General features: G+C 60.5%; 25 protein-coding genes and 1 pseudogene. 2 read left to right on the forward strand and 24 right to left on the reverse strand.

What is annotated here, in order from left to right; all coding sequences use genetic code 11:
- Positions 1-60: 60 nt before the first annotated feature.
- The 21 genes and pseudogenes from LOY70_RS21355 to LOY70_RS21455 form a co-directional block, all read right to left on the reverse strand.
- Positions 61-1065 (reverse strand): substrate-binding domain-containing protein, encoded by a 1005-nt coding sequence (locus tag LOY70_RS21355; RefSeq protein WP_176689324.1) that lies wholly within the window; start codon positions 1063-1065, stop codon positions 61-63.
- A gap of 174 nt (positions 1066-1239) precedes the next feature.
- Positions 1240-2058 (reverse strand): SDR family oxidoreductase, encoded by an 819-nt coding sequence (locus LOY70_RS21360; protein ID WP_265029244.1) that lies wholly within the window; start codon positions 2056-2058, stop codon positions 1240-1242.
- Between the two features lie 236 nt (positions 2059-2294).
- The gene (locus LOY70_RS21365; RefSeq protein WP_265029245.1) at positions 2295-3170 is read right to left on the reverse strand and encodes an SMP-30/gluconolactonase/LRE family protein; all 876 of its coding nucleotides are present in this window, start codon (positions 3168-3170) and stop codon (positions 2295-2297) included.
- Complete coding sequence (locus LOY70_RS21370; protein WP_123345895.1) at positions 3167-3913, reverse strand: FadR/GntR family transcriptional regulator; 747 nt, start codon at positions 3911-3913, stop codon at positions 3167-3169. The genes LOY70_RS21365 and LOY70_RS21370 overlap by 4 nt, the downstream gene beginning before the upstream one ends.
- Before the next feature lie 174 nt (positions 3914-4087).
- Entirely contained in the window at positions 4088-4648 is a 561-nt protein-coding gene (locus LOY70_RS21375; protein WP_123345897.1) for a DUF1285 domain-containing protein, read from the reverse strand.
- A gap of 15 nt (positions 4649-4663) precedes the next feature.
- Positions 4664-5269, reverse strand: a complete 606-nt coding sequence (locus LOY70_RS21380; protein WP_060741240.1) for a DUF4823 domain-containing protein — start codon at positions 5267-5269, stop codon at positions 4664-4666.
- 70 nt (positions 5270-5339) lie between these two features.
- Positions 5340-6307: pseudogene (locus LOY70_RS21385) on the reverse strand (GTP 3',8-cyclase MoaA).
- 136 nt (positions 6308-6443) lie between these two features.
- Positions 6444-7082, reverse strand: a complete 639-nt coding sequence (locus tag LOY70_RS21390) for a TetR/AcrR family transcriptional regulator (protein WP_265029246.1) — start codon at positions 7080-7082, stop codon at positions 6444-6446.
- A 385-nt stretch (positions 7083-7467) separates the two neighbouring features.
- Positions 7468-8262, reverse strand: coding sequence for a TatD family hydrolase (locus LOY70_RS21395; protein WP_123415955.1), 795 nt, complete (start codon positions 8260-8262; stop codon positions 7468-7470).
- 11 nt (positions 8263-8273) lie between these two features.
- Complete coding sequence (locus LOY70_RS21400; protein WP_123345904.1) at positions 8274-8630, reverse strand: PilZ domain-containing protein; 357 nt, start codon at positions 8628-8630, stop codon at positions 8274-8276.
- Positions 8631-8672: 42 nt separating this feature from the next.
- A complete protein-coding gene (locus LOY70_RS21405; protein ID WP_265029247.1) occupies positions 8673-9659 on the reverse strand; it encodes a DNA polymerase III subunit delta' in 987 nt (328 codons plus the stop codon).
- Positions 9652-10284, reverse strand: a complete 633-nt coding sequence (gene tmk, locus LOY70_RS21410; protein WP_123345908.1) for a dTMP kinase — start codon at positions 10282-10284, stop codon at positions 9652-9654. The genes LOY70_RS21405 and tmk overlap by 8 nt, the downstream gene beginning before the upstream one ends.
- Positions 10285-10303: 19 nt before the next feature.
- Positions 10304-11473: an endolytic transglycosylase MltG gene (gene mltG / locus LOY70_RS21415; RefSeq protein ID WP_265029248.1), complete on the reverse strand. Its 1170-nt coding sequence runs from the start codon at positions 11471-11473 to the stop codon at positions 10304-10306.
- A gap of 3 nt (positions 11474-11476) precedes the next feature.
- Positions 11477-12292 (reverse strand): aminodeoxychorismate lyase, encoded by an 816-nt coding sequence (gene pabC / locus LOY70_RS21420; protein WP_265029249.1) that lies wholly within the window; start codon positions 12290-12292, stop codon positions 11477-11479.
- Positions 12292-13536, reverse strand: coding sequence for a beta-ketoacyl-ACP synthase II (gene fabF / locus LOY70_RS21425; RefSeq protein WP_123345914.1), 1245 nt, complete (start codon positions 13534-13536; stop codon positions 12292-12294). The genes pabC and fabF overlap by 1 nt, the downstream gene beginning before the upstream one ends.
- A gap of 108 nt (positions 13537-13644) precedes the next feature.
- Positions 13645-13881 (reverse strand): acyl carrier protein, encoded by a 237-nt coding sequence (acpP, locus tag LOY70_RS21430; RefSeq protein ID WP_003175607.1) that lies wholly within the window; start codon positions 13879-13881, stop codon positions 13645-13647.
- 191 nt (positions 13882-14072) lie between these two features.
- The gene (gene fabG, locus LOY70_RS21435) at positions 14073-14816 is read right to left on the reverse strand and encodes a 3-oxoacyl-ACP reductase FabG (protein WP_025214858.1); all 744 of its coding nucleotides are present in this window, start codon (positions 14814-14816) and stop codon (positions 14073-14075) included.
- 15 nt (positions 14817-14831) lie between these two features.
- Positions 14832-15770: an ACP S-malonyltransferase gene (gene fabD / locus LOY70_RS21440; protein ID WP_265029251.1), complete on the reverse strand. Its 939-nt coding sequence runs from the start codon at positions 15768-15770 to the stop codon at positions 14832-14834.
- 123 nt (positions 15771-15893) lie between these two features.
- Positions 15894-16904, reverse strand: a complete 1011-nt coding sequence (plsX, locus tag LOY70_RS21445) for a phosphate acyltransferase PlsX (RefSeq protein WP_080712593.1) — start codon at positions 16902-16904, stop codon at positions 15894-15896.
- 3 nt (positions 16905-16907) lie between these two features.
- On the reverse strand, positions 16908-17090 hold the full coding sequence (gene rpmF, locus LOY70_RS21450) for a 50S ribosomal protein L32 (RefSeq protein WP_003179396.1): 183 nt from the start codon (positions 17088-17090) through the stop codon (positions 16908-16910).
- Between the two features lie 13 nt (positions 17091-17103).
- Complete coding sequence (locus LOY70_RS21455; RefSeq protein ID WP_265029252.1) at positions 17104-17631, reverse strand: YceD family protein; 528 nt, start codon at positions 17629-17631, stop codon at positions 17104-17106.
- Positions 17632-17736: 105 nt separating this feature from the next.
- Here LOY70_RS21455 and LOY70_RS21460 point away from each other — a divergent pair, with 105 nt between their 5' ends.
- Complete coding sequence (locus LOY70_RS21460; protein ID WP_265029253.1) at positions 17737-18315, forward strand: Maf family protein; 579 nt, start codon at positions 17737-17739, stop codon at positions 18313-18315.
- A 192-nt stretch (positions 18316-18507) separates the two neighbouring features.
- Here the strand turns inward: LOY70_RS21460 and LOY70_RS21465 are convergent, their stop codons facing one another.
- Genes LOY70_RS21465 through rluC form a run of 3 tightly spaced genes read right to left on the reverse strand, consistent with a single transcriptional unit; the run spans position 18508 to position 21126 of the window.
- Positions 18508-19497 carry a S49 family peptidase gene (locus LOY70_RS21465; RefSeq protein ID WP_123345923.1) on the reverse strand — a complete coding sequence of 330 codons (990 nt, stop codon included), beginning with the start codon at positions 19495-19497 and terminating at the stop codon, positions 18508-18510.
- A 20-nt stretch (positions 19498-19517) separates the two neighbouring features.
- Positions 19518-20180, reverse strand: a complete 663-nt coding sequence (locus tag LOY70_RS21470) for an HAD-IA family hydrolase (protein ID WP_265029254.1) — start codon at positions 20178-20180, stop codon at positions 19518-19520.
- Positions 20170-21126 (reverse strand): 23S rRNA pseudouridine(955/2504/2580) synthase RluC, encoded by a 957-nt coding sequence (rluC, locus tag LOY70_RS21475; protein WP_123416028.1) that lies wholly within the window; start codon positions 21124-21126, stop codon positions 20170-20172. Before rluC ends, LOY70_RS21470 begins: the two co-directional genes overlap by 11 nt.
- 699 nt (positions 21127-21825) lie before the next feature.
- Here rluC and rne point away from each other — a divergent pair.
- Positions 21826-25020 (forward strand): ribonuclease E, encoded by a 3195-nt coding sequence (rne, locus tag LOY70_RS21480; protein ID WP_413776612.1) that lies wholly within the window; start codon positions 21826-21828, stop codon positions 25018-25020.
- Positions 25021-25115 lie beyond the last annotated feature (95 nt).

Consider the following 25115-nt stretch of genomic DNA (forward strand, 5'->3'; position numbering starts at 1 on the left):
TACAGAGATCAAGCGGCCCCGCCACTCGGTGACCAAGGCCGCTTTTGAATCAACCGACCGTCAGTTCCACAGGCCGATCTTTTCCAGCTCCTGCTTGAAGTTCTCCCGGGTGATCAGCGTCACCTCGTCCATGGCGGTGTACTTCGGCGGTTCCTTGCCGGTGGTGATCCACTCGTACATCATCTCGGCGGTCTTGTAGCCTTCGATGTGCGGGCTTGGCAGCATCGAACCGAAGAAGCCGCTTTTCGGTTTCTTCAGCTCACCGATGGCGTCGGTGCCGTTGATGCCGATGCCGATCACGTTGTCAGCCTTGAACCCGGCTGCTTCGGTGGCGCGCACGCCGCCCAGCACAGTGTTGTCGTTCATGCCGCCGATGATCAGGTTTTTCGCGGCGCTTGGCAGCTTCACCAACGCCGAGTTGGTGGAGTCCATGCTGCCGGGTACGTCGAGGGTCTTGAGCGCCGAATAAAGAATGTGGTCTGCCGGCATCCCGGCTTTCTTCAGGGCATCGACCGAACCGTCGGTGCGCTTCTTACCGGTGTCCAGCTCGTTGAAAGTGTTGATCACCGCGTAGGTATCTTTCCACTCCCAGTTGCGTTTTTTCGCTTCAGCGGCCATGGCAGCGCCCTGCTTCTGGCCCACTTCGAACGCGGCCATGCCCAGGTACGGCACGTCTTCCATGAACTTGCCGCTGGCGTCGACAAAACGGTCGTCCACGGCAATGACCTTGAGATCGTTGAGCTTGGCCTTGGCCATGATGGCCGGGCCGAGGGACACGTCCGGCGGGCAGATCACGAAGCCCTTGGCACCGTTGGCGGCCAGGCTATCGATGGCCGAGAGGGTTTTCTCGCCGTCGGGCACGGCGATCTTGATCAATTCGAAGCCTTTGTCCTTGCTCGCCTTCTCGGCGAACGCCCATTCGGTCTGGAACCAAGGCTCCTCGGCCTGCTTGACCAGAAAACCGATTTTCACGGGATCAGCCGCCAGCAAGCTGCTGCTGAGGCTGACCGCGGTTACCGCCAGGGCGGCGCGACACAGGGAACGGATCCCACGACGATGATTCATAGTTGACTCCTTGTTTTTTTTATTGAAAGCCAAACGTCCAGGGTCTGCTCCACCGACGGTGGAAGTGCGCAGGCTGGGCGGTTACATCAAGTTGCTACACAGCATAGGCCTAAATAGTCATATCGTATGATGATTGGATTACAGGCGAAGTTTCCCACTGCAATCCAGGAATATTCAGTCGTGGTACATGACCGAACGTCCTCCATCGATGGTGATGCATGAAGCATTGATAAACGGTGCTTCGTCACTGGCCAGGAACACGGCCGTCATTGCCACTTCGATCGGTTGCCCGACGCGCCGTGGCGGGTGCAGATCCAGCGCACGCTGGCGTTCGGCATGGGGATCGGCAAAGCCGTTCCAGTAGTCGACATTCAGTTGGGTTTCGATGTAACCCGGGGCGATGGCGTTGACGCGTACCCCTTTGGGCGCGTATTCGATGCCCAGGGCGCGGGTCAGGCCGAGCAAACCGTGCTTGGCCACCGGGTAAGGGAAACAGCCGGGAATGATGTGGGACGAATGGACGGAGGCAATGTTGATGATGCTGCCCACGCCCTGCTCGATCATCTGCGGCAACACCGCCTTGCAACCGTACCAGGCGCCATCCAGGTCGATGGCGAAGCAGCGGCGCCAGTCCTCTTCGGTCATTTCCAGCGGGTCACGGAACACATTGACCCCGGCACAGTTCACCAGCACGTCGATGCGACCGTGCAGCTCAATGGCATGCCGGGCCATGGCGTGCAGGTCCTGCTGATCCGACACATCGGCTTTCAGCGCTTGCACATCCGCGCCGCGATCACGCCACTGGGCCGCGACCGTTTCGACCTTCTCGGCCTGGATGTCACTGATCACCAACCGTGCCTGTTGCGAAGCGAACGCGGCGACGATCGCTTCGCCAATGCCCTGGGCAGCGCCGGTCAGCAACACCACCTTGTTTTTCAGGCGCTCGCCCTTCGGTGGCTCAGGTATCGGCGGCAAGACAAGAGCCTCAGCCATGGATCAAGCCCCCTGTTCGCACGCACGACAAAAACCGGGCACCCAGGGATGACCGGTCAAAAGGCGTGGCGAAAAACAGTGAGTCGCGTACGCCACCGGGGCGCACGGGGGAGGATCGTTGCATCACTTCACCTGTTTTGTTTTTTTAGTGTGAGTGCGTATTGCTGATGGAGCCGACTATAAACCCGACCGCCGAACAATCTCAATATATATATTTACATCCCATATTTTGGGATTTATCCCGCAAACCGAGTACAGGCCACGCCCGGTATGTCGACGCGCATCGACAGCACCGCACCGTCCAGCGGATGGCCCAACGGACTTGCCGCACTGGTGATGTACAAGGTCTTGAGGTCTTCCCCCCCGAACACACAGCTGGTAGGCCGGCTGACGGGCAATTCGATCACCCGGTCGACCTGGCCTTGCGGATTCAATCGCAACAGGCAACTGCCGTCCCAGCGCGCATTCCAGATATAACCCCGGGCATCCATCGCCGAACCATCCGGCCCGCCGCGCGGGTGGGGACCGAACCAGACCTCGGCGGGTGCCAGGCTGCCATCGGGATGGATAAAGTACCGATACAACGTGCCGTCGAGACTCTCCCCGAAATACACCGTGGTGCCATCTGGACTCCACAGCAAGGTGTTCGGGATGCCCAGTCCGCGTAGCAGCGGCATGACCCGGCCATCGCCACTGACACGAAACAGACCACCGGACCGCCGTTCGATGGGCAAGTCCTCTGCGTTTTCACCGATGTTGTTCTGCATGGTGCCGAGCCAGAGCTGGCCCAAGGCATCGCAACGGGCTTCGTTGGCACGATTGCCCAGTTGCGGATCAGCCATGCACAGCAGGGTCAGGCGGGGTTCCAGGCCCGGCGAATCCAGGTCCAGCCGGTAGACACCACTGCTCAGCGTCACCAGTGCGTCGCCACTCTGCGTCGGGATAAAGGCGGACACATGCTCGGGCATCTGCCAGATCTGCACATTGGCGCCGATCAACCGCAGCGCTTGCTTGCCGGCGATATCGACCCAGTACAACGCCTGGGTCGGCTCATCCCAGAACGGCCCCTCACCCAAGATCGCCCGGTGTTCCGTAACAGCCGTCCACTTCATTGAAACCTCCCGTTCCCTGCCTGCCCGGCAGCGTCTGTCCGACCGGCCATCACATTAGGGTAAAAGCGCTTGATGGCCAGGTCTGCGTTATCGATCAGGGTCATGCAGGCCCACACGCCCCGCGCCGCGTCACGGGCTTCGATGGCGTCGGCGATGTCCTTGTGGATGGGCAAAGTGCGGCGCAGCTCATCCGGGTCGGCAGCCGACACCTCGAACGATACCGCCAGCAGCGCGCCCAGGGCCGGGACCATTTGTTCGATGAATTGATTATGGCTGGCGGCGAGGATGCACTCGTGGAAAAACTGGTCGGCGCGGTTGTAATCGGCACCGCTGTCCACGGCCCGCTCCAGCGCATGGTAGGCCAGGCGGATCGCCTGTACCTGGTCGGCCGTGGCCCGCTCGCAGGCCCAACGCACCGCCATCGGCTCGATGGTGCGGCGCAGGTCCAGCAGGTCATCGACGAAGTTTTCCGGCAGGCCGCTGCGTGACAGCCAGCCGACTACCTGAGGGTCGAACAGGTTCCAGCGGCGCACCGGCAACACTCGCGTGCCGACTTTCGGCCCGACTTCCAGCATGCCCTTGGCCACCAGGGTCTTGATCGCCTCGCGAATCACCGTGCGGCTGACGCCCAGTTGCTCGCCCAAGTCCGCTTCGACCTTGATGGTCTGCCCAGGCTTGACCTGGCCGGCGGCTATCCAGCCACCCAGCCAATCGACGGTCGATGCATGAAAACTGCTGGACATGAACACCCCAGGGCCACTCTTATTGGAGGCCCACGCTAATCATCATATGATTGGGTGTCAATTTGAATTTTACTTGGCCACTGTGGGAGCGAGCTTGCTCGCGAAAGCGGTGGGTCAGTCAAGAAGATGCTGGATGTGCCGACGCCTTCGCGAGCAAGCCCACTCCCACAGGGTTTACGGCTCCACGCCGATAGGGAAGAACACGCCACCACTCCACACACCCAACCACCGCTGCCCATCGATCTCGCGACTGACCGCCAACTCCACCAGTTGGTAGAACACATTGCGATGGATCAGCGCTTCGAGATTGCTGCGCACATGCACATAAGGCGCGGGTTCCTGGGTCTGGGGATCAATCACCACCCGCATCGGATGTTCGTCGCCGGCCTCAGTGGTTTCATCGACATTCGTCGTGAAGCGCAACAACTGCCCTTCCCCTTCGCCTTCAACCTCAAGGGTCACGGCCACGAACGGCGCATCGTCGACCTTGATGCCGACCTTTTCCACAGGGGTAATCAGGAAGTAATCATCGCCGTCACGGCGGATGATGGTAGAGAACAGCTTGACCATCGGCTTTCGCCCGATCGGCGTGCCCAGGTAATACCAGGTGCCGTCCCGGGCGATACGCATGTCGATGTCGCCGCAGAAGTCAGGGTTCCACAAGTGGACCGGCGGCAGCCCTTTGGTCTTGGGGATCTGCCCCAGCAAGTCATTGGCTTTTTGCGGTCCGCTCATGGTGACTCCTTGTATTTATTCGTCGCTCATCCCCAGCAGGCTACGGGCATATTCACGCAACGGCGTGGCGATGAGGTCTTGTGGCTGCTTGTCGTGCAACGTCAGTAAACCGCCACGACTCTTGATACGAGCAGTATCAATCAAATACTGGGTACTGGTCTCGATCAACATGATTTGAATCACGCTGGTGTCGACCCCCAGGCGATCCACGGCTTCTTCATCCTGCCATTCGTCGGTGTTGCCGATGCGGTTGTCGGCCTTGGCAAATCGGGTATAGAGCAAGTAATGGGCACCGGCGGAACGAGCTTCGCCCATGGCCTGATCGAGACCTTCGGGAACCCGGGCGCGACGGACCATGGGGAAATACTCGATAAAGCCATTGAAGGCTTCCTCGGCCACCACATTGGGACGTGGATAGGCACTGCCTGGCGGAGCGAAGGCTCCTTGGGCGATGTAGATGAAGGAATCCGGTTGAATACGCAGATTGTTCACTCGACGGCTGTCGCTATGGTCCAGCAGGCCGGCGTCGCTCATGTGATAACGAACGCCCTCTCCCATGTCGCTGACATTCATGCAACCGCCAAGCACCAAAACGGCCAGCAGCAAAACCAGGCTACGCATCCTACCCTCCAGAAACCGGTGTCGGAAAACCGGCGAATGGCCAGTGGATGCAGCTTTTGCGCCAGCTCGGTCAGCCGCCGATGATCTTCATGATGGTCGCACCACCAGAGAACGCCACTTCCTGCTTATCTCCCAAGGCTTTGACCAGCAAGCGCTGAAGAGCGGGCAACGCCTGGTGACGCGGCTTGTCCAAGAGATCGCCGACAAAGTGACGGTTGCTGGAGGACAAGCAGCCATGCAACCACCCCGTAGAGGACAGCCGCAGGCGCGAGCAGGTCCGGCAGAAAGGCACGCTTTCATTGGCGATCACGCCGAAATAACCCAGCCCCGGGATCTCATAGCGCACCGCCGTGGCATCCACCGGGCATCGGCCTGCAGGTATTCGTACCGATCGCCGATCAGACTCAACAGTTGTTGGAGACTAACAAACTGCTGCAAAAATGCGTTGGAATCGCTGGCCAAGTGGCCCATGCGCATCAGCTCGATAAAACGCAGTTCATAACCGCGTTCCATGCAGTATTCGAGCAAGGGCATCACCTGATCCAGGTTCTGCCCGCGCAACGGCACCATGTTGACCTTGATCTTCAGGCCCGCCGCCCGGGCCTGATCCATACCGTCGAGCACCGTCGCCAAATCACCGCCACGGGCGATGCTGCGAAACGCGTCGGGGTCCAAGGTATCGAGGGAAACGTTGATGCGGCGGATGCCGGCATCCACCAGCAAGGGCAGTTTTTTCGCCAGCAATTGACCGTTGGTGGTCAGGCTGATGTCTTCCAGCCCCATCTGCCCCACCGCCATCATGAAACTTTCAAGCTTGGGGCTGACCAGGGGCTCGCCGCCGGTGATACGCAACCGCTCGATTCCGGCGGCCTCGATCAGATAGGCCACACCCCGCGCCATCGCCTCGGCCGACAGTTCATCCTGCGCAGCCACCAGCCGCTTGCCATTGGGCACGCAGTAGGTACACGCGTAGTTGCAGGCGGAAGTCAGGCTGATCCGCAAATTGCGAAAACGCCTGCCTTGACGGTCAACGATCATGGATCACTCCGGCGAAAGAAGAATCGGACTCCCGAAACTTGACCTAGAAATCAAGTATGCGCAAGGCCCAAGCCTGAGTATATTCCTGGGGCACTGCGCCATGTAAGCGGACATGGCGCAATAAGGCATCTGAATGTCAGTTGCCAGGAACGTCGGTATCGCGCTTGCGCTTGTTGCCCATGCGCACGCCAATGTCCATCAGGAACTGGAAGAAGCCTTCCTGGTCTTCCAGCACATTGCTCCAGAACGGCGAGTGATACAGCGCCACCGCGCCATGCACCAACGCCCAGGCGGCGCAGTAATGGAAATAAGGCGGCACGTCTTCGAGCTTGCCTTCGCTGATCCGGCCCTTGATCAACAGCGTCAGGCGTTCGAAGTTCGAGGCGCGGATCTTGTGCAGCTCCTCGACCATCTCCGGCACCTGGTTGCCCTTGACCACCTTCTCTTCCAGGCGATCGAACAAGCGGTAACGCTGCGGGTCACGCATGCGGAACTCGAAGTAGGCCCGGGACAGGGCCTCCTTGTCCTTGTCCACGTCGGCCGAATGCAGCAGCTCGTTCAAATCGCGCTCGTAATCGAGCATCAGGCGCAGATAGATCTCTGCCTTGGATTTGAAATGTTTATAAATCGTGCCTTTGCCGATACCCACGGCATCCGCAATCATCTCGACGGTGACGCTGTCTTCACCCTGATCGAGGAACAACTTGAGCGCGGTGTCGAGAATTTCCTGCTCGCGGCGACGAAACTCACGGACCTTACGGGGTTCTTTGTGCATAAGAAAAAAGGTCTGAAGGGTCAAAATTCGAAGCCCGGTATTATGCCTAACTTACGCAAAAATGCACGGATCATCCGTTCTCGACCGCAGTTCTTCCAAAAACCGTACACGCCCGGCTGCGTTTTTTTCGCTCCGACACGCCGCCCCGGCAAGCTTTGGCGACAGTGAGAACTTATCCGAAGCGAGCGTATTCCAAATATGTTTAAAAACCGCCTCGGCCCGACTGGACGCGTTGGGATACTGATCAATACTTGAACTGTCAGCGCGACATCTCCCCCAAGTGACGCGCTGATAAAGGTACCAATGGACCGTGTGCCTTTGTTTTACTCCTAATGGTCTTAACCCGGATTCACCCCCCAGAACCCGGGTTTTTTTTGCATGAAATTCAGGCTTGCGCCGGACGAACGTGAGCCAGCGGAAACAATTGCTTAAAATTTTTCGTCGTCTGCTCAGCGAACCGCTCGTAGGACTCGCCGCGCAACATCGCCAGAAACTCCGCCACTTCTCGTACGTATTGAGGAAGGTTCGGCTTGCCACGATACGGAATCGGCGCCAGGTACGGTGAGTCGGTTTCCACCAGCAAGCGATCGGCCGGCACTTTACTGGCGACGTCGCGCAAGGCATCAGCGTTGCGGAACGTGACAATTCCAGACAAGGAAATGTAGTAACCCATGTCCAGCGCAGCCTTGGCCATGTCCCAGTCTTCAGTGAAGCAATGCAGCACACCGGCCTGGGGCAACGCCGCGTCACGCAGCAAGGCCAGGGTGTCGGCCCGGGCGCCACGGGTGTGGATGATCACCGGTTTACCGGTCTGTTGCGCAGCCTCCAGGTGCAGGCGGAACGAGGCTTGCTGCACCTCGGCGGCTTCTGGTTCGTAGTGATAGTCCAGACCGGTTTCGCCAATGGCCACCACCCGCGGGTGGTCGAGCTCACGCAGCAGCCAGTCCAGGGCCGGCGTGGCATCGGGCTGCACATCCAGCGGATGGATACCGACCGAACAATCGACATCTTCATAGCGTTCAGCCAGCGCCTTGACGTCAGCGGCGTTGTCGGCGCTGACACCAATGCACAGGAAGTGGCCGACGCCTCGTTGGCGGGCGGCGTCCAGCGCGGCATCCAGGGAGCCGTCATGGGCAGCGAGGTCGAGGCGGTCAAGGTGGCAATGGGAATCTACAAGCATAGAGGACTGGGCTACATCGTATGGGTGGGACGGTCGGACTTCAGGGTTCCGGCCAAGTGGGTTTCGATCTGATTACGGGCCGAACTGTCGCCTTCATTGAACTGCACGCCGACACCGGCGGCCCGATTGCCCTGAGCGCCTTTGGGGGTCATCCAGATCACCTTGCCGGCGACCGGGATCTTCTCCGGCTCATCCATCAGGCTCAACAGCATGAACACCTCATCGCCCAAGCGATAACTCTTGTTGGTCGGGATGAACAGGCCGCCATTTTTGATGAAGGGCATGTAGGCGGCGTAAAGCACCGACTTATCCTTGATGGTCAGGGACAGGATGCCGTTGCGTGGCCCGGGACTGACAGGTTCGTTCATGCTGATCTCCGCTGCGATTGAGCTGAGTCTAGGCCGTGTCTGTCAGTTTCGACCAGGCAAACTCGCCCACTGCACCAATAGAGCCTCGAGCAACAACACCCGATTGAGGTTTGCCTTACTCAGCACCTTCTGACGTTGGGCAAGAATCCAGTCCTGAATGTTCAAGATTTTGTCCTGGCTGGTTTTTTGCGCCAGGTATTGGATCACCTTGCGCATGTCCGCCAGCCCCAGGCCGGCCTCGTCCTCGGTGAGCTGGTAGCGCAGGATCAGGCTCGACCAGTCGCAGAACCAGTCAAACAGCAACAGCAGCGGGATGGCATTCCAACCTTCAGCCAGTTGCGTCGGGGATTGCTGCTGCTTGAGCAGTTTTTTCACCCCGTCCACCACCAACGCCCGTTGCTCCAATACGCCCTGGGCCCGAAGACTGACGGCCGCCAAGGGCGAACCGGCGGCCAGGGTCAGCAATTCGACGCGTTCTTCATCGCTGCTGTCAGGCAAGGCCTGGGCCAGCCACTGCAGGCTCGTCGCCTCGCTTGGCAGCGGACAGGCCTGCTGTACGCAGCGGCTCTTGATCGTCGGCAGCAAACGGCTCGGCTGGTGGCTGACCAGCAACAGCACGGTGTCGCCAGACGGCTCCTCAAGACTCTTGAGCAAGGCGTTGGCGGCGTTGATGTTCATCGACTCGACAGGCTCGATCAACACCACTTTGCGCCCACCCATCTGCGCAGTCTGGACCACGAAACTGACCAGATCACGAACCTGGTCGACCTTGATCGCCTTGTCCGCTTCCTCCGGTTCCAGCACATAGTTGTCGGGATGGCTGCCAGCCTTGAGCAGCAGGCAGGATTTGCACTCGCCGCAGGCGTTAGAGGCCCCCGGGCGCTGGCACAACAGGCTGGCCATCAGGCGCTCGGCCAACGCCCGCTTGCCGATACCGGCCGGACCGTGCAGCAAATAGGCATGGGCATGCTGGGCGCGCCCGGCGAGCTGTTGCCAGAGGCCGTCCTGCCAGGGATAGGCTTCAGCCACGGGCACGCTCCAGCAAACGTGGCAGCAGGCCGTCCAGGGACTGCTGGACCTGGGTCAACGGTTGCGCGGCATCGATCAACAGATAACGGGACGGATCGGCCTTGGCACGATCCAGGAAGGCAGCGCGTACCGCATTGAAAAAAACCTGGCCTTCCAGTTCAAAACGATCCAGCCGGCCTCGGGCACTGGCGCGGGCCAGGCCGATTTCCACCGGCAGATCGAATATCAGCGTCAGGTCCGGTCGCAGGTCGCCCTGGACGAAGGTCTCCAGCGCGGCAATGCGCTCCAGGGACAAGCCTCGACCGCCGCCCTGATAGGCGTAGGTCGAATCGGTAAAACGGTCGCAGAGCACCACCGCGCCACGGGCCAACGCCGGGCGAATCACCTCGGCCAAGTGCTGCGCCCGCGCAGCGAACACCAGCAACAGCTCGGTGTCGGGGTTCATGACTTCTTCGATCGGGGCCAACAAGACCTCGCGAATCCGCTCGGCCAACGGCGTACCGCCGGGCTCACGGGTCAGCAGCACCTCGATGCCGGCAGCCCGCAGGCGTTCGGCCAGGTATTCGCGGTTGGTACTCTTGCCGGCGCCTTCGGGGCCTTCCAGCGTAATAAACAAGCCAGTCACGGGCGATCCTTAATCAAAGTCATTGCGGGCTCGGCTCGCTGTCGTTCGGTTCGGGAGCAGGTTGCGGTGCAGGTACCTGGGGCGGCACTTGAGGCACCGCTTCGGGCGTGGTATCAGGCGAAGCGGCGGGAATCGGCACCTGCTCGTCCGGCGTGGCCGGGGTCGGGCTGGAGCGGTAATCGGCGCGGCGCTTGAGCTGGAATTCGCGCACCGCGTTGTTGTGCGACTCCAGATCATCGGAGAACACGTGGCTGCCGTCACCGCGGGCAACAAAGTAGAGGCTGTTGCCCTCCGCCGGGTTCAACGCGGCATGAATCGCCTCGCGCCCCACCATCGCAATCGGCGTCGGCGGCAGACCCGGAATCAAATAGGTGTTGTACGGGTTTTCTTCTTTCAAATGGGCGCGGGTAAGTTTGCCGGTGTAGCGCTCGCCCAGGCCGTAGATCACCGTGGGGTCGGTTTGCAGCAGCATGCCCAAGCGCATGCGGCGCACGAATACGCCGGCAATCTGACCGCGCTCCTGGGGCACGCCGGTTTCCTTTTCCACCAGGGACGCCATGATCAAGGCTTGATAAGGCTGGGTGTAAGGCACATCGGCGGCACGCTGTGCCCACTCCTTGGCAAGCACGTCTTCCAGCCGGTCATAGGCTTTTTTCAGCAGATCGGCATCCGACGTACCGCGCACGAAGCGATAGGTGTCCGGGAAGAACCGCCCTTCGGGAAAGACCCCGGAATGGCCAAGACGCTCCATCACCTGGCTGTCGCTCAGCCCGGTGAGGGTCTTCTGGAGCTTTTCATCCTTGGCCAGCGCCGCACGAACCTGACGGAAATTCCAGCCTTCCACCAGCGTCACGCTGTACTGCACCACTTCACCACGCTTCCAGACACCGATCAGGTTTTCCATCGTCATGCCTGGCACCATCCGATATTCACCGGAGTGCAACGGCTGGTCAGCGAGATTGAAGCGCCAATAGATCCGCAACCAGAAAGCGTCCCTGATCAGGCCGTCGGATTCGAGGCGCTTGAGGGTGCCAGTCGGGGTGGTCCCGTTGGGTACGTCCAGCATTTCTTCCTGGGTGATGTTCAGCGGCTGTTGCAACGCCGAATGAATCTTCCAGGCCGAAGCGCCCAACAACAGCCCCGCCAGAACCAGTCCGGTTTCCAGCAGCAGCAAGAATTTACGTCTCACGAATCAAACATCCAATAGCGCGCGGGCAAGGGTCTGCAGTTTACGGGTGAGCGGCCCAACCGACCAGCGCGCCGAACCACATGCCTGCACTGGCCACACGCCATAAACGCTGTTGCAAACGAAGACTTCATCGGCCTGGTGCAGCTGTTCGAGGCGAATGTCAGTGATTTGCGTGGCGATGCCTTGGGACTCGGCTTGAAACAATAATTCTGCGCGCATCACGCCGGCCACACCGCAACGGCTCAGATCCGCAGTGATCAATACGCCATCGTGCACCAGGAACAGATTGCTGAAGACGCCTTCGATCACCCGCCCGGACGTATCCAGCATCAAGCCTTCGGCGTATTGGGCATCGGTCCATTCGGCGCGCGCCAGCACTTGCTCCAGGCGATTGAGGTGCTTGAGACCGGCGAGCAAGGGCTGCTCGGACAAGCGTACGGCGCAAGGAAACAGATGAACGCCTCGTTCGGCATGCGCAGCGGGATAAGCGGGCGGCGGGCTCCCTTGCAGAATCCTGCGCCCCTGCGCAGAGGGATCGGCGGCATAACCGCGCAAGCTGTCCCCACGAGTCACGATCAGCTTCAACACCCCTTCACCCAGGCGTTGCGCGTAGGTGTTCAGCTCGACGCTCAACTCGGTCATGTCAACCTTGAGCGCCAATCGCTGGCAACCCAGCTCCAGGCGTTGCAGGTGACGCTCCAGCAACACGGGCTTGCCATCGCGCACCGCGATGGTTTCGAACAGCCCGTCGCCATAAGCCAGGCCGCGATCTTTCAGCGACAGAACGTCGGCCGGCTGACCGTCGACCCAGCTTTCCATCAACCGGCGAACCGGCGGAACACCAGTGAACCGTTGGTCCCACCGAAACCGAAGGAGTTGGACAACACTACATCGATGTCCATGCTCCGGGCCGTGTGCGGTACGAAGTCCAGGTCACAGCCCTCATCCGGCTCATCGAGATTGATGGTCGGCGGCGCCACTTGGCTGTTGATCGCCAACACGCTGAAGATCGCCTCCACCGCACCGGCGGCGCCCAGCAGGTGACCGGTCATGGACTTGGTCGAGCTGACTGCCAGTTTATAAGCGTGCTCGCCAAATACCGTCTTGATCGCCTGGGCTTCAGCCAGGTCGCCAGCCGGGGTCGATGTACCATGGGCGTTGATGTACTGCACCTGTTCGCCGTTGATTTTCGCATCGCGCAAGGCATTGGCGATGCAACGAGCAGCACCGGCGCCATCGGCCGGTGGCGACGTCATGTGGTACGCGTCGCCGCTGGTACCGAAGCCGATCAGTTCGGCATAGATGGTCGCGCCCCGGGCCTTGGCGTGCTCCAGCTCCTCGAGCACCAGTGCACCGGCGCCGTCGGACAGCACGAAGCCATCGCGGCCCTTGTCCCACGGCCGGCTCGCGCGGGCCGGTTCGTCGTTGCGGGTCGACAACGCACGGGAAGCACCGAAGCCACCCATGCCCAGGCCGCAAGCCGCCATTTCGGCGCCACCGGCAATCATCACGTCGGCTTCGTCGTACATGATGTTGCGCGCGGCCATGCCGATGCTGTGGGTACCGGTGGTGCACGCCGTGGCGATGGCGTAGTTAGGTCCCTGGGCACCCAGGTGGATGGACAGGAAACCGGAAATCATGTTGATGATCGAGCCCGGCACGAAGAACGGAGAAATCCGTCGCGGCCCCGAATCGTGCAGCGTGCGGCTGGTTTCTTCGATATTGGTCAAACCACCAATACCCGATCCCATGACCACGCCGATGCGTTCACGGTTGGCGTCGGTGACTTCCAGACCGGCGTTACGCACCGCCTGGAAACCGGCTGCCAGGCCGTATTGAATGAACAGGTCAAGTTTGCGGGCTTCTTTGACCGACAGGTATTCCTCGACATTGAAACCCTTTACCGAGCCGCCAAAACGGGTGGAATAGGCAGAAAGGTCGGTGTGCTCGATCAGACCAATGCCACTGCGGCCAGCCAGAATGCCCTGCCAGCTGCTCGGCACATCCGTACCCAGTGGCGACAACATACCCATACCGGTGACTACGACGCGTCTACGCGACACAGCACTCTCCTTTTTCTAATGACGACTTTGCATCAGGCCTAAAGAAAAAACCGCACGCCGTGATGGCAGTGCGGTTTTTCCATGACAGCTAGCGACGACTAAAAACAATTACGCCTGGTGGCTGGTAACGTAGTCGATAGCAGCTTGTACAGTAGTGATCTTCTCAGCTTCTTCGTCAGGGATTTCGGTCTCGAATTCCTCTTCCAGAGCCATCACCAGCTCAACGGTGTCAAGGGAGTCGGCACCCAGGTCTTCAACGAAGGAAGCGGTGTTCACAACTTCTTCTTCTTTGACGCCCAGTTGCTCGGCAACGATTTTCTTGACGCGCTCTTCGATGGTGCTCATACCTTGTTTTCACTCCTAATGGACAAATTCAGGCAGCTGGCCGGTGGGTAAGTGTATAGAAGAACTTTTCGGTTTTTCAACCGAAAGCTTCACTCCTCAGACCCCGCGGCCCGCCGTCTATAAATTGATTGCAGCTTTATAACGGATTTTAGACAGCTCGTATGACATTTTTTTGAAGCAATCCGTCACATTTAACTCATGTACATCCCGCCGTTTACCGGGATTGTAGCCCCAGTCACGTATGCCGCACCGTCCGACGCAAGAAAAGCGACCACAGACGCGATTTCTTGAGCTTGCCCCAGACGACCCAGCGGAATTTGTGTCAACAGCGCTTCACGCTGTGCTTCCGGCAGTTCACGGGTCATGTCGGTGTCGATAAAACCCGGGGCTACCGAGTTTACCGTAATCGAACGCGAACCCACTTCACGGGCCAGTGCACGGCTGAAACCTTCCAGACCGGCTTTTGCCGCAGCATAGTTTACTTGGCCTGCGTTGCCCATGGCACCCACAACCGAGCCGATACTGATAATTCGGCCCCAACGTGCCTTGGTCATGCCCCGCAGAACGCCCTTGGACAGCCGGTAAAGGCTGTTCAGGTTGGTGTCGATCACATCGAACCATTCGTCATCTTTCATGCGCATCATCAGATTATCGCGGGTGATACCGGCATTATTGACCAGGATCGCCGGCGCGCCGAACTGCTCCTGAATGCTTGCCAACACCGCCGCGACGGATTCGTCGCTGGTGACATTCAGCTCAAGGCCGGTGCCTTGAATGTCGTTTTCCTTGAGGGTCGCAGCGATGCGCTCGGCGCCCGAAGCGGAAGTCGCGGTACCCACGACGATGGCGCCTTGGCGACCCAGTTCCAGGGCAATGGCCTGGCCGATGCCACGGCTTGCACCGGTCACCAGTGCAACTTTACCTTGCAGACTCATGCAAGCTTCTCCTGTTCAGGCCTGCGCTGCACGGGTGGCAGCGAAAGCGTCTGGGGTATTGAGATTGGAAGTCGACACGCCTTCGGCGCAACGTTTGTTCAGACCGGCCAGCACTTTACCAGGGCCGCACTCGACCAATTCGGTCGCGCCCCTGGCCGCCAGGGCCTGCACCGATTCGACCCAGCGAACCGGCTTGTAGAGTTGTTCCAACAGATCGCGCTTGAGGGTCTCGAGATCCGGAGCCACGTTGGCACTGACGTTCTGCACCACGGGAATCTGTGGCGCTCGCCAATCGATGGCGGCGATGGACTCGGCAAAACGCTCGGCAGCCGGGCGCATCAGCTCACAGTGCGACGGCACGCTGACCGGCAGCGGCATCGCGCGCTTGGCGCCACGAGCCTTGCAACCTTCAATGGCGCGCTCGACAGCCGCCTTGGCACCGGCAATCACCACCTGGCCCGGGGAGTTGAAGTTCACCGCACTGACCACATCACCTTGCGCCGCTTCGGCACAAGCGGCCAGTACATCGGCATCGTCCAGGCCGAGGATCGCGGCCATGCCACCCTGCCCAGCCGGAACGGCCTCCTGCATCAACTGGCCACGACGCTCCACCAGCTTCACCGCATCGCCCAGGCTCAGGCTGCCGGCCGCCACGAGGGCGCTGTACTCGCCCAGGCTATGCCCGGCAACGAACGCCGGACGCGCACCGCCTTCGGCCAGCCATAGGCGCCAGAGCGCGATAGAGGCGGTCAGGATGGCCGGTTGGGTTTTATCGGTTTGATTGAGCTGTTCTTCCGGCCCCTGCTGGGTCAGTGCCCACAGGTCGTAGCCGAGCGCATCGGAAGCTTCTTTGAATGTTTCGAGGACCAACGGGTATTGCGCGCCCAGCTCGGCCAGCATGCCGAGGGACTGCGAGCCCTGTCCTGGAAAGACGAATGCGAGGGAAGCAGACATGAAAACAAAGCCCCTAATGATCTTGTCGTCAAAAATTGACGCCCCGGGGGGCGCTAGGAAACTGACAGTTGGATGGTGAGTTGAACCGACCGGTCACATTTAAGCATTGTCGGACGAAAACGCCTAAGTTAACAAATCTTCGAGGCGGCCATGAAGGCGCTCAGGCAGGTTTTCCTGGATTTCGATCACCGCCCGGTTAATCGCGCTTTGAAAACCCAGCACGCCCGCCGAACCGTGGCTCTTGATCACGATTCCCTGCAACCCAAGGAAACTCGCACCGTTGTGCCGCGCCGGCGCCAGGTCCGCTTGCAACCGCCGCATCAACGGCAGCGCCAGGGCCCCCACCACTCGCGAAGCCAGGCTTTGCTTGAACAGGGTCTCGATGCGCTGGCCAATCATGGTCGCCAGGCCCTCACTGGACTTGAGCAGAATATTGCCGACGAAGCCATCACACACCACCACATCCGCCTCGCCGCGGTACACGCCATCCCCCTCGACGAAGCCGATGTAGTTGATACCCCGCGCGCGCTGCAGCAACGTGGCGGCCAGCTTGACCTGCTGGTTGCCCTTGATGTCTTCGGTGCCGATGTTCAGCAGCGCCACGCGAGGGCGCACGATGCCCAGGGTTTCAGCCGCCACCGAGCCCATCACCGCGAACTGCAACAGATGCTCGGCGCTGCAATCGACGTTGGCACCCAGGTCGAGCAACTGACAAAACCCCCGCTGGGTCGGAATCGCCGCGACCATCGCCGGTCGGTCGATCCCCGGCAACGTCTTGAGCACATAGCGCGACAACGCCATCAGCGCGCCGGTATTGCCCGCACTGACACACGCCTGGACCTTGCCGTCGCGCAGCAGCTCGAGGGCCACCCGCATTGAAGCGTCAGGTTTGCCGCGCAAGGCCTGGGCCGGTTTTTCGTCCATGGTGATGACTTCGGACGCTGGCGCAATGGCCAGGCGCGAGCGATCCACAGCCGATTGGCCGCTGAGCATTTCTTCAAGAAGGGAGGGTTGACCGACAAGGGTCAGGTGCAGCGAGGGCGTAGCATTCAGACAAGCAAGACTGGCCTGAACAATGCTGCGGGGACCGAAGTCCCCGCCCATTGCGTCAATCGCGATGACTTGAGCAGACAAGGATTACTCGTCAGCGCCCTTGTCGATCACTTTGCGACCACGGTATACGCCTTCTGGCGATACGTGGTGACGCAGGTGAACTTCACCGGTGGTTTTTTCTACGGACAGGGTGCTAGCCTCGAGCGCGTCGTGCGAACGGCGCATGTCACGGGCAGAGCGGGATTTTTTGTTCTGCTGAACAGCCATAATTGATTAACTCCTAAACGTTTGGGTCACGCTTTAACTGCGCCAATACACTGAACGGGTTGGACCGCGTTACCTCGTCCTCGCTCGGTTCGGGCTCATCTGCTCCCGCCGGCTGCTGGCATTCTTCCGGATGATGAGCAGGCACAATGGGCAAGGCGAGCAGAAGCTCCTCCTCGATCAGTGACTGCAGATCCAATGGATCTTCGCCCAGTTCCAGCACGTCATAACCTTTCGGCAACGACTGGGTATTCGCACCCTCCTTCACCACGGCGTAACTGCACTCGCTTTGGATCGGCAGGGTGACCAGCTCAAGACAACGCTGGCAAACCATTTTGACTTCAGTGTCGATAAAGCTGTGGATTACCACAGATTTACGTTCATCTCGTTCAAAAACGAATTTGGCCTGGACCGTACCGACATCGTCGGAAAGCGGGTCGCAGAGTCTCTTCAAATCGGCCAGCAGCAATTCACCTTGAAGGGTGGTGCCACGGTCAGCCAATTTGCGCGGGTCAACGTGAGGTGGAATCGGGTCATTCAACATAGGCGCAGCATTATAGGGATGCACCCGGCCATGTCAAAGGAAATTCAGCCCTGTCCGTTACTTGCGCGCCTCGCTAGAATTCGGCCCTGCCTTTTGGAGACGCCCATGCTGCCTTTATTACTCGCCTCAAGCTCCGTCTATCGCCGGGAATTGCTCGCACGCCTGAGGCTACCGTTCGTCTGCAGCTCCCCGGACATCGACGAAAGCCATCGCCCCGGCGAATCCGCCCTCGACCTGGTAAAGCGCCTGGCCCGGGGGAAAGCCCTGGCGCTGGCGGGCAGTCACCCGGCGCACCTAATCATCGGCTCGGACCAGGTGGCCGTGCTCGGCGAGCGCATCCTGGGCAAGCCCCACACCTTCGAGAACGCCCGCGAACAACTGCTGGCCGCCAGCGGCGCCAGGGTCACCTTCCTGACGGGCCTGGCGCTGCTAAACAGCCAGACCGGTACCTGCCAGGTCGATTGCGTTCCGTTTACCGTGAACATGCGCGTACTGGACCCAGAGCGCATTGAGCGCTACCTGCGGGCCGAGCAGCCCTATGACTGCGCCGGCAGCTTCAAGGCCGAAGGGCTTGGCGTCAGCCTGTTCCAGAGCACCGAAGGCCCGGACGCCACCAGCCTGGTCGGGCTGCCGCTGATTCGCCTTGTGGACATGTTGCTGGCCGAGGGCGTGCAAATCCCCTGAAGCCTGGTCATTGAGAGTTACCACTGCTAAATACAAAACTCGTGGCGAGGGGATTTATCCCCGCTGGGGCGGCCCTATCAATGGAGCCGCGCACCGAGGCGACAGATTAAGGGGCGCTTCGCGCCCAACGGGGATAAACCCCCTCGCAACAGAGGGGCTGTCAGCCTCCCCCGCATTGAAACTCCAAGGCAATCAGCGCAACGCCGGCCCCTGGAACCCCATCCACATCGCCAGACGCTCAGCGATGCTGGCCCCCAGCTTTTTCGAGAAGCGGTCAATCGGCGACTCTTCGATGGTGAAATCCACCAGTTCCTTCTCGCCAATCACATCCCGAGCCACCGAACTGGCGCTGCCCAAGCCGTCGATCAAGCCCAGCGGCAACGCCTGCTCGCCCGACCAGACCAGCCCGGAGAACAACTCCGGATGCTCCTTGTCTTTCAGCCGCTCACCCCGCCCTTTCTTGACGCTGGCGATGAACTGCTTGTGGGTCGTGTCGAGCACGCCCTGCCAGAACGCCGTTTCCTCCGGCTTCTGCGGCTGGAACGGATCAAGGAAGGATTTGTGTTCACCGGCGGTGTAGACCCGGCGTTCCACGCCGAGCTTGTCCAGCGTCTCGACGAAGCCATAACCCGCGGCGGTCACACCAATGGAGCCAACCAGGCTGGCCTTGTCGGCATAGATCTGGTCCGCCGCACTGGCAATGTAATAGGCACCGGAAGCACCGAGGTCGGAAATCACCGCGTAGAGCTTGATATCCGGATGCGCCGCGCGCAGGCGGACGATTTCGTCATAGACATAGCCGGCCTGCACCGGGCTGCCACCCGGACTGTTGATGCGCAGCACCACGCCCTTGACCTTCGAATCTTCAAACGCGGCCCGCAGGCTGCCGATAATATTGTCCGCACTGGCCGCTTCCTTGTCGGCAATCACGCCTTCGATGTCGATGACCGCCGTATAGGCCGAACCACCTCCCGGACTCTTCTTGCCATCAAGGGCCTGAAAGATCATCGCCAAGCCGAAAAACAGATAGATGAAGACCAGGCACTTGAAGAAGATCCCCCAGCGGCGCGCACGACGCTGTTCCTCCACCCCCGCCAACAGGGTCTTTTCCAGCAGCTTCCAGCTTTTTTCGTCACCGTTGTCAGCGCTCGCCTTGGCCGGTGCCTTCCATTCATCGGTCATACATGCATCCTCAACAGACTTTAATCGGCGCGCTGGCTCAGCCAGGCGTGCAATTCAGGAAAATGGTCAATCGCCAGCCGCGGCTCGAATGCCCGTAGCGCCTCGATGGATTGCGCGCCATAGCTGACAGCCACCGAGCCCATGCCGGCATTGCGGGCCATTTGCAGATCGAACGACGAATCCCCCACCATCAACGCCTGTTCCGGTCGCATCTCGCAATGAGCCAGTATCTGCTCGAGCATCAATGGATGCGGCTTGCTGGCGGTTTCATCCGCTGCACGGGTGATATCGAAGTAATCGTCCCAACCATGGGATTTCAAGACCCGATCCAGCCCACGACGAGCCTTGCCGGTCGCGACCGCCAAGCGATAACCCTCGCCCTTCAAGGTTTCAAGGGTATGAACCACACCCTCGAACAACGGCGAAGGCTCGGCCTCCAGCGCAATGTAGTGATCGGCATAGTGCTGGCGAAAAACCACCAGCTCATCGTCGCCAATCTCCGGATACAGGCTGCGAATGGCTTCTGGCAAACCCAGGCCGATGATGCCTTTTACTGCAAAGTCATCACGCCGGACAAAGCCCGTACGATCCGACGCGACATGCATCGACTCCACGATACGACCAATGGAGTTGGCCAGAGTGCCGTCCCAATCGAAGATCAGCAGTTTGTAATCAGGATGCACTCAACCGCTCCACGGTCTTGGCCCACATATCATCCACGGGAGCCTGCAATTTCAACTCGCCACCATCGGGCAGCGGCACAGTGAGCATATAGGCATGGAGAAACAGGCGCTTGCCGCCCAGATCGCGGATTTCCTTGCTGAAATCGTCATCGCCGTATTTGCTGTCGCCGGCGATGCAATGCCCGGCATGCAGGGTATGGACACGGATCTGGTGAGTACGCCCCGTCACCGGTTTGGCCTCGACCAGAGTGGCGAAGTCACCGAAGCGGCGCAGCACCTTGAAAACCGTCAGCGCCTCCTTGCCTTCCTCGTTGACTTCCACCATGCGCTCGCCGGAACGCAGGTTGCTCTTGAGCAACGGCGCGCGAACTTGCTTGATGGACGTGTCCCAACGACCCCGTACCAGCGCCATATAGCGCTTGTCGACGCCATCGCCGCGCAGCTGCTCATGCAAATGGCGCAACATACTGCGCTTCTTGGCGATCATCAGCAGGCCGGAGGTGTCGCGATCCAGGCGATGGACCAGCTCCAACTCCTTGGCATCGGGACGCAACTGACGGAAGGCTTCAATCACGCCGAAATTCAGGCCGCTGCCGCCGTGAACCGCAATGCCCGCGGGCTTGTTGATCACGATCAGGGCTTTGTCTTCAAAGACGATCGAAGCTTCAAGGCGCTGCAATAGACCTTGGGCCAGGGGCACAGGCTCATCGCGTTCGGGCACGCGAACCGGCGGCACGCGCACGATATCACCGGCCTGGAGCTTGTATTCGGGCTTGATCCGGCCCTTGTTCACCCGCACTTCGCCTTTACGCAAAATGCGGTAAATCAAGGTCTTGGGCACGCCTTTGAGCCGGGCTAGCAGGAAATTATCGATTCGTTGGCCGGCATATTCCGGCGAGACCTCGAGCAGTTGAACGCCAGGGGTCGAAGGGGCAGTAGTTGTCATGGCGGCGATCATAACAATTTTTTATGGAATTGAAGCACTTAATCATTGCTGCTATAGTCGCGAACGCCGCCAAAAGTGGCTGGACAGCGGACTAACGGCCAAAAACCGGCCCTGACCAACGCAATTCACGAGGACGAGAGGCCGTCCTACGGGGCTTTCGCTACGTAACGGTAGAGTTTGCAGGTGTAACGAGCGCAGGTGACATGAGGCCTGAAATACGCGGCAAAGCAGAGTTTTGACTCGCTTTGCGCGCCACATTCACGGCCAGTTCACAAAGTGCAGTCAGCTACGAACGAACCCGAGCGAGAGCCTCGGAAACAACGCCTAAATTAGCCATGATGCGTGACCTCCCCTTCCGGAGCTCACGGTAAATGCCAACCCGCTGCGGATTCTGCGCGCGGCAGCACCCGATTATCAGGGATACGTGTAGGGTGGAGATGTACAACCGTCGGACTGTGTAGCACTAGGCTTATATTTAGACGCTTCATCTCGTCCACAGGCGCCGGTTGATTCCTCCTCCTGACTGAGTGCTTGAATAGCCAGCAAGCAGGACGCGTCCGTCGCGACTTCGCCATCATTGGGTCGAACTCGCTGGACACTGGAATGGCCCAGCCACTTCCATGACGCACCTGACACCGACCGTGAGAAGTCGTGTGTGCCGAACGCCGTTTCCGGCAGCCCGGAAACCGACGGTACTACATGAAAAGAATGCTGATTAACGCAACTCAACCCGAAGAGTTGCGTGTTGCACTGGTAGACGGCCAGCGCCTCTACGACCTGGATATCGAATCCGGTGCACGCGAGCAGAAAAAGGCCAACATCTATAAAGGCCGGATTACTCGCATCGAACCAAGCCTTGAGGCTGCCTTTGTCGATTTCGGCTCCGAGCGCCACGGCTTCCTGCCCCTCAAAGAAATCTCCCGCGAGTACTTCAAGAAGTCCCCTGAAGGCCGCGTCAACATCAAGGACGTCCTGAGCGAAGGCCAGGAAGTCATCGTCCAGGTCGAAAAAGAAGAACGTGGCAACAAGGGTGCAGCCCTGACCACCTTCATCAGCCTGGCCGGCCGTTACCTGGTCCTGATGCCGAACAACCCGCGTGCCGGCGGCATCTCCCGCCGCATCGAAGGCGAAGAGCGCAACGAACTGCGTGAAGCCCTGAACGGCCTGGTTGCACCGGCTGACATGGGCCTGATCGTTCGCACGGCCGGCCTTGGCCGCAGCAGCGAAGAAATGCAGTGGGACCTCGACTACCTGCTGCAACTGTGGACCGCCATCAAAGAAGCCTCGCTGGATCGCTCCGCGCCGTTCCTGATCTACCAGGAAAGCAACGTGATCATCCGCGCCATCCGCGATTACCTGCGCCAGGACATCGGCGAAGTGCTGATCGACAGCGTCGAGGCCCAGGACGAAGCCCTGACCTTCATTCGCCAGGTGATGCCGCAGTACGCCAGCAAGATCAAGCTCTACGAAGACAGCGTTCCGCTGTTCAACCGTTTCCAGATCGAAAGCCAGATCGAGACCGCCTTCCAGCGCGTCGTCGAACTGCCGTCCGGCGGCTCCATCGTCATCGACCCGACCGAAGCCCTGGTGTCCATCGACATCAACTCGGCGCGCGCCACCAAAGGCAGCGACATCGAAGAAACCGCCCTGCAGACCAACCTTGAAGCGGCCGAAGAAATCGCCCGTCAGTTGCGCCTGCGTGACATCGGCGGCCTGATCGTGATCGACTTCATCGACATGACCCCGGCCAAGAACCAGCGCGCCGTGGAAGAAAAAGTCCGCGAATGCCTGGAAGCCGACCGCGCTCGCGTACAGGTCGGTCGCATCTCGCGCTTCGGCCTGCTGGAAATGTCCCGTCAGCGCCTGCGTCCGTCCCTGGGCGAGAGCAGCGGCATCGTCTGCCCGCGTTGCAACGGCACCGGCATCATTCGTGACGTCGAGTCGCTGTCCCTGGCGATCCTGCGCCTGATCGAAGAAGAAGCCCTGAAAGACCGCACCGCCGAAGTTCGCGCGCAAGTGCCGATCCCAGTGGCCGCGTTCCTGCTCAACGAAAAACGCAACTCGATCACCAAGATAGAACTGCGCACCCGGGCCCGTATCGTCATCCTGCCGAACGACCACCTCGAGACGCCGCACTTCGAAGTGCAGCGCCTGCGCGATGACAGCCCGGAAGCCCACACCAACCAGTCCAGCTACGAGATCGCTGCGGCCGCTGCCGAAGTGGAAGAAGTCCAGCCAGCTGCCGCCGCCACCCGTACCCTGGTTCGCCAGGAAGCAGCGGTCAAGACGGCCCCGGCCCGCGCCAACGCTCCGGTCCCTACCGAAGTGGCCGCTCCGGTTGCCGCACCAGCTGCCGCACCAGAACCAAGCCTGTTCAAAGGCCTGGTGAAGTCCCTGGTCAGCCTGTTCGCCACCAAGGAAGAGCCAGCAGCGCCTGCCGTTGTCGCCAAGCCAGCCGCTACCGAGCGTCCTGCCCGCAACGAGGAGCGCCGCAACGGTCGCCAGCAGACCCGCAACCGTAACGGTCGCCGTGATGAAGAACGCAAGCCACGGGAAGAACGTGCACCGCGTGAAGAACGCGCGCCACGTGAGCCGCGTGAAGAGCGCCAGCCTCGTGAAGCCCGTGAAGAAGCGCCAGCCGTAGCCCGCGAGGAACGCGCACCGCGTCCGCCGCGTGAAGAGCGTCAACCACGCGCCCCTCGTGAAGATCGCAAGCCACGTGGCGAGCGTGAAGAACGTGTTCGCGAACTGCGCGAGCCTCTGGATGCCGCTCCGGCCGTTGCCGCCGCCACCGCTGAAGAGCGTCCGGCCCGCCAGCCTCGTGAAGAGCGCGCACCGCGTCCGCCACGTGAAGAGCGTCAGCCACGCGCCGAGCAGGCCGCCGCCGCTGCCAGCGAAGAAGAAGTGCTGAACACCGAAGAGCAACTGCAGGAAGACGGTCAGGACAACGCCGAAGGCGATCGTCCACGCCGCCGCTCCCGTGGCCAGCGTCGTCGCAGCAACCGTCGTGAGCGTCAGCGCGATGCCAACGGCAACGTGATCGAAGGTTCGGAAGAGTCCGAGTCCACCGAGAACGCTGAAGCACCAAGTGCTGCAGACTTGGCTGCAGGCCTGGCCGTGACTGCGGCCGTTGCCAGCAGCGCAATCAGCGCCCCGGCTGAAGCCCAGGCTCACGAACAAGCCGAACGTGCCACCGCTGCGGTGGAAAGCACGCCGGTTGAAGCGCCTGTGGTCGAAGCCACTACCCCGGTAGAAGCCACCGCCTCGCCAGAAGTGGAACTCGCACCGGCCCATGACGTCCAGCCTGAAGCTGAAGTCGCCGCCGAGCCTGCACCGGTCGTCGAGGCCCCAGTCGTTGCTGCCGAACCGGTCGTCGAAGCACCGGCTGAGGAAAAGGCGCCAGAGCCTGCCCGCGAAGAGCAGACTGCGTTCAACTGGACCGCCGAGCCAGCCGCACCGGCACCTGTTGTCGAGCCTGAGCCAGCACCAGAGCCTGTGAAAGCGGTCGAGCCCGAAGTGGTCGAGCCTGCTCCAGTAGTCGAGGCACCGGTGGTTGTCGAAGCCCCTGCCCCGGTGGAAGAGCCTGCACCTGCCAGCGCCCTGACCGCGAACGGCCGTGCGCCGAACGATCCGCGCGAAGTGCGCCGTCGCAAGCGTGAAGCCGAGCGTCTGCAGAAGGAAGCCGAACAAGCTGCCGCTGCCGCCGCTCAAGCGCCTGTTGCCGAGCCTGCGCCAGTCGTGGAAGAAGTCGCCGAGGCAGCCCCTGCCCCGGTCGCCGAAACCCCGGTTGAGTCGGCTCCGACGTTCGACGAACCTCAGCACACCGCTGAAGAAATCGCGCCGCGTCACACTGAAGCCCTGGAAAAAGAGCACGAGCCTAAACCTCACGCCTGATTCCACCGCCCAGTAAAAAGCCCCGCCTGGTAACCCCAGTCGGGGCTTTTTTATGCCTTCAGACTTATCCACAGCGGGACTGGGACCAGACACCA

This window comes from Pseudomonas sp. B21-054, assembly GCF_026016345.1.
Lineage (GTDB): Bacteria > Pseudomonadota > Gammaproteobacteria > Pseudomonadales > Pseudomonadaceae > Aquipseudomonas.